This window comes from Holdemanella sp. (assembly GCF_056804935.1).
The window spans coordinates 1-5,051 of the sequence record NZ_DBMEXE010000120.1 but is presented as its reverse complement, the minus strand read 5'-3'; the positions used below and the strand labels follow the sequence as shown (position 1 = coordinate 5,051).

Here is a 5,051-nt window from a genome sequence, read left to right as displayed (position 1 = left end):
AATATACTTCGTGCATTTGTTTGAATAATGAACCGGTAAATTCATTTCGATCTTGAAATTCACTTTGTTTTTCTCCATTAAAAACTGCAACCTTAATAGTATGTTTACATTGGTCTGATAAAAGTAATCCTAAATTCGTGTATATACCATCTTGATTTTGAATGCCTAAGTTCTTTTTCTTAAATGGAATGCCTGATTCGTCAAATTCAGTCTTAGCAGAAAGAAAAGTTAAGTCTTGTTCTAAAGAACGCATTTGTTCAAAATCTTCTTGAAATATCATAAAATAGCTCCTTTTTACCCATATATTAACCAATCTAACCATTCTAATCAATAAAGAATTTGTTTTTCTTGTTGTGCATATTCCCCTTCCTGATGATAGTGAACAAGAAAAATTAGATTGACAAAGAATAAAGAAAAAATTATTATAATGATAGGGAGTGGGAATTCCCACGTTTAGATTTGTATTGGAGGTGTTGATAATGGAAACAATAAAGGATTATGTTGCACATTTGGATAACAAAAAAAGAATTACTCTTAGAGGAGCTACTTATCATTACTACAATGTGAAAGAATATGGAAATGGTTGTATAATTCTTGAACCTCGGGAATTATCAGCGCCAAAGAGCATTTCAGCTAGAACATTGGCAGATATGGATCGTGCGGTAAGTAATTTTAAGTGTGGAGATGTTTCCACGGCTATTGATTTGTCGGATTTTTCAAAGGAATAATAAATGAATTTTAATATACGAATGGGAATTCCTGAAATGCAGGAACTTTGGCAAGATTTGCAACAAAAATATCGTTCTGGTAAGATCAAAAAGAAGGAAGAGCAACTCTATAAAAAATGGGGGAAAGCTTTAAAGTTATTGTCGGCGGATCCATTTTATCCGAGTCTTCAAACCCATGAAATAGAGCCTTTATCTAGACGTTACGGAATGAAAGTGTGGCAATCTTATTTGGAAAATAAAACAAGTGGTGCAATGAGAATGTATTGGGTTTACGGACCGGATCAGAAAGATATCACGATTATTGGATTGGAGCCACATCCGGAAGATAAGAAAAATGGCGCATACGATAGAATTTCACTGTCGGATTTGTAGAATAAATTTGAATAAGGTACTAAATATGAGTAGTTAGTCTGTGAAAATAGGTTAGCTGCTTTTTTTTAAAAATTCAGAATGATTCATTTCTAACCATTCTTGTCAATAAGAAAAGAAGTGATGTTACTCACTTCTTCATGTTAGTCTAGATTGTATAATTTCTTGTATTTTTTGATTAAATAATCTGTGTAATAGTCTGGATTGAATGGTTCACCACTTACTTCTTCTACGATTTCAGCCATAGATTTACTTGCAGCATAATGGTGTACATTTTCTTTTAACCAGTCTGTAATCTTTTCAAAATGATTTGTTAGTAGGGCTTCTTCTACATCAAATTGTTTTTCCATTGTTGCATACAATTGTGCAGCATAAGCACTACCCAATGCGTATGTTGGGAAGTATCCTAAATAACCCGTAGACCAGTGCATATCTTGTAAGATACCTTCTTTATAGTTTGCAGGACGAACACCTAAATATTCTTCGTATTTATCGGCCCATAGTTCTGGAAGCTTATCATAGTCTATGTTGCCTTTCGCAATTTCTTTTTCAATTTCATAACGAACCATAATGTGTAATGGGTATGTCAATTCATCCGCTTCTGTACGAATCAAAGCGCATTCTGTTTTATTGATCATGCTGACTAACTCGTCAACAGACACATCTTTAAATTCTGGGAATAAATTTACTAATTGATTATAGTTTGCTTGCCAGAATGCATGACTTCTACCAACGTGGTTTTCTAAGAAACGAGATTGCGATTCGTGTGCAGCTGAACCAACAGCTTGTGTTAGCATTGTTCCTTCAAAAGCAGGATCCATTTGTAGTCCATAAAGAGCGTGTCCATATTCGTGTACAGTTGAAAGGATAGCACTTAAGAATTGATCTGGATAATAGTGTGTTGTGATACGACTATCGTTGCTTGAGAAGAAATCTGTGAATGGGTGTTCTGTCGTTGAAAGGTATACTTTACCAAAATCTACTTTCATGAAGTCACAAATAACATCCATAAATTTTTCTTGGCGATCCACTGCATAAGTTTCATGAAGTAAGTCATCATTGATTTGTGGTTTGTTTTGAATTTCATGAATTAATGGAACTAATTTCTCTTTCACATTATTAAAGAATGCATCATATTTTTCTTGTGTCATTCCTTTTTCATAACGGTCTAACAATACATCATACGCATTGTTTCCATTAAACTTAGGGTCATATTCTAAAAGGTGTAAAGTCTCTTTCATGATTGCTTGTAAATGAGGTTTGAAATGCTCATAATTATCTGCTTCTTTAGCTTCATGCCAAGCAAGTTCACTATCGGCTTTGACTTTGACATAGTTCGCATATACATCACTCGGAATGTTTTCAGATTGTGCTAAGGCTTCAAGGCGATAGTCGACTTCTTTCTTTTCCAAACTTCCTTCTGGCAATGTTTTTGCGTACTCCTTGATCTTTTGAATGGTTTCTGGATCATTTTCAATGATGAATGCTTGTTTAGATAGTCTAGACAACATTTCATTTGAATAAGGAATTCCTTTTTTTGGTGCAATTGTCATTTGTTCAAAATAGATTGTTGAGAATGCCAATGAGAAGGCATCTAATGTTCTTTCGTATTCTTGATAGAATGGTTCAAATTTTAACATGGTTAAATCCTCCTGCTTGTATTGTAACACAAAGAAAAGAATAGTCATTATATAATGAAAGCGAATTTTCAAAATGGTGATATAATACAGAAAAAAGGAGTAAAGAGTATGGATGCAATTTTTAATCGTACGAGTATAAGAAAATATAAACAGGAATCTTTAAAAAAAGAAGAGATCGATTTAATTTTAAAGGCTGCATTTAGTGCACCTAGTGCTAGAAACAGTCAGCCTTGGCAGTTTATTGTCGTTGAGAATAAAGATACATTAAAGGATTTAAGTCAAATGACACCCTATGCATCCTTTCTAAAAGATGCAGCTATGGGAATGGTTGTTTGTGCGGATAAAAATAAGAATGATAGTTTGGATTATTGTCAACAAGACTTGGCAGCGGCTACAGAGAATATGTTGGTTGAAGCGAAAAGTTTGGGTATTGGTTCATGCTGGCTGGGTGTGTATCCGAATGAAGAGCGCTATTTGGCTTTAAATCAGTATTTTAAATTGCCAAAAGGTATTGTTCCAATGTGGATGATTTCATTTGGATATATAGATCAAGAAGAGGTGGTAAAAGATAAATTTGATAGTTCGAAGGTGCATTATGAAAAGTATTAATATTGTAGAGTGTAAGAATGAGGATGATTTAAAAGAAGTAGCTATTCTTGCCGAAAAGATTTGGCATGAATTTTTTCCTGGAATCATTTCAGAAGCACAGATTGATTATATGGTAGATAAGTTTCAGAGCTTTGATGCCATGCAAGACCAAGTAAAACATCAGCAGTATCATTATCATAAGGTATATGAAGGTGATGAGCTAGTTGGATATATTGGGTTGCAGAATCAGCCGGATCGTTTATTCTTGTCTAAACTGTATTTAAAGGATTCAGCTAGAGGAAAGCACTATGCGACTGAAATGTTTGAGTATGTAAAGAAACAGGCAGAAAAGTATTGTTACCCATCTATTTATTTGACTTGCAACAAATATAATAAACATAGTCTAGCTGTATATGAGAAGTTTGGTTTTCAATGGATTGATTCTGTACAGACAGATATAGGAAATGATTTCATCATGGATGATTACATCTTGGAATATCGATTAAATCGTATCTGATTTTGAAAAATATGCAAGAATATGATATTGTCAAAGGGTGATTAAAGAGGGATGTTGAATATGGATATGAAGAAGATACAGGAGTTACCAACTCCAGAAGATTTGAAAAAGGAATTTCCTTTGCCTTATAAGGTGCAAAAAATTAAGAAACAAAGAGATCAGGAAATTGAAGATATTTTTACTGGAAAAGATGATCGTTTAATTTTGATTATCGGTCCTTGTAGTGCGGATCGCGAAGATGCGGTTTTAGACTATATGAATCGTTTGGCTGTATTACAAGAAAAAGTAAAAGATAAGATTTTTATGATTCCACGTGTCTACACAAATAAACCACGTACAAAGGGTGTTGGATATAAGGGGATGTTGCATCAACCAGATCCTCATTCCAAAGAGGATATGTTGAAGGGAATCATTGCGATTCGTAAGCTACATACAGATGTAGTTACACAGACAGGTTTTACTTGTGCAGAAGAAATGCTGTATCCAGAAAATCATGCATATTTATCGGATTTATTGGGATATGTAGCCATCGGTGCAAGAAGTGTGGAGAATCAACAACATCGTATTGTGGCTAGTGGTGTAGGAATTCCTGCAGGAATGAAAAATCCGACAGGTGGAGATCTTACAGTCATGATGAATTCTATTGTGGCAGCGCAAGCCGATCAAAGATTTGTATATCGTGGCTGGGAAGTGCAGACAGATGGAAATCCACTAGCTCATGCAATATTAAGAGGATATGTGGATAAGTTCAATCATGCACATGCGAATTATCACTATGAAGATTTGATGGAGTTGATTCATTTATATGAAAAGTCAGATTTAAAGAATCCGGCTTGTATTGTAGATTGTAATCACTCGAATTCAAATAAACAATATTTAGAGCAGATTCGTATTGCCAAGGATGTAATGCATTCTAGAAGTAAATCGGAAGATATCAAAAAGCTGGTGAAGGGCTTGATGATTGAGAGTTATTTAGAGGATGGAAATCAGCCAACAGATGGTAATGTGTATGGAAAGTCGATCACAGATCCTTGTCTTGGTTGGGAAAAGACAGAACAATTGATTTTAGATTTATATGATTTGTGCGATTAGGAAGCGTTGCGCTTCCTTTCGTATTATAGAACTAGAAGTTATTCAAGTAATAATTCTAGTTTTTTATTTTATTTAGAAGTGATATCATATCACTGAAGAGAAGTTAATCATTATAAC

6 protein-coding genes and 1 pseudogene are annotated in these 5,051 nt (G+C 34.1%); 5 read left to right on the top strand and 2 right to left on the bottom strand.

The features are described 5' to 3' along the window. Nucleotides 1-280: pseudogene (locus tag ACZQCL_RS06360) on the bottom strand (RNA-binding domain-containing protein); the annotation flags it as partial. Nucleotides 281-479: 199 nt separating this feature from the next. On the opposite strand from ACZQCL_RS06360, the gene ACZQCL_RS06355 reads away from it, so the two are divergent. Then, a complete protein-coding gene (locus tag ACZQCL_RS06355; RefSeq protein ID WP_482482308.1) occupies nucleotides 480-728 on the top strand; it encodes a hypothetical protein in 249 nt (82 codons plus the stop codon). A gap of 3 nt (nucleotides 729-731) precedes the next feature. Continuing rightward, the gene (locus tag ACZQCL_RS06350) at nucleotides 732-1,100 is read left to right on the top strand and encodes a hypothetical protein (RefSeq protein WP_117926685.1); all 369 of its coding nucleotides are present in this window, start codon (nucleotides 732-734) and stop codon (nucleotides 1,098-1,100) included. Nucleotides 1,101-1,240: 140 nt separating this feature from the next. Here ACZQCL_RS06350 and ACZQCL_RS06345 read toward each other — a convergent pair whose 3' ends face one another. Further along, nucleotides 1,241-2,737, bottom strand: coding sequence for a carboxypeptidase M32 (locus ACZQCL_RS06345; protein ID WP_331866239.1), 1,497 nt, complete (start codon nucleotides 2,735-2,737; stop codon nucleotides 1,241-1,243). 108 nt (nucleotides 2,738-2,845) lie between these two features. On the opposite strand from ACZQCL_RS06345, the gene ACZQCL_RS06340 reads away from it, so the two are divergent. The 3 genes from ACZQCL_RS06340 to ACZQCL_RS06330 all read left to right on the top strand — a co-directional run bounded on the left by ACZQCL_RS06340 (nucleotide 2,846) and on the right by ACZQCL_RS06330 (nucleotide 4,934). Next, complete coding sequence (locus ACZQCL_RS06340) at nucleotides 2,846-3,346, top strand: nitroreductase family protein (RefSeq protein WP_117571335.1); 501 nt, start codon at nucleotides 2,846-2,848, stop codon at nucleotides 3,344-3,346. After that, nucleotides 3,333-3,842, top strand: coding sequence for a GNAT family N-acetyltransferase (locus ACZQCL_RS06335; protein ID WP_333673312.1), 510 nt, complete (start codon nucleotides 3,333-3,335; stop codon nucleotides 3,840-3,842). The genes ACZQCL_RS06340 and ACZQCL_RS06335 overlap by 14 nt, the downstream gene beginning before the upstream one ends. 66 nt (nucleotides 3,843-3,908) lie before the next feature. Beyond that, complete coding sequence (locus ACZQCL_RS06330; RefSeq protein ID WP_331866236.1) at nucleotides 3,909-4,934, top strand: 3-deoxy-7-phosphoheptulonate synthase; 1,026 nt, start codon at nucleotides 3,909-3,911, stop codon at nucleotides 4,932-4,934. Nucleotides 4,935-5,051: the final 117 nt, after the last annotated feature.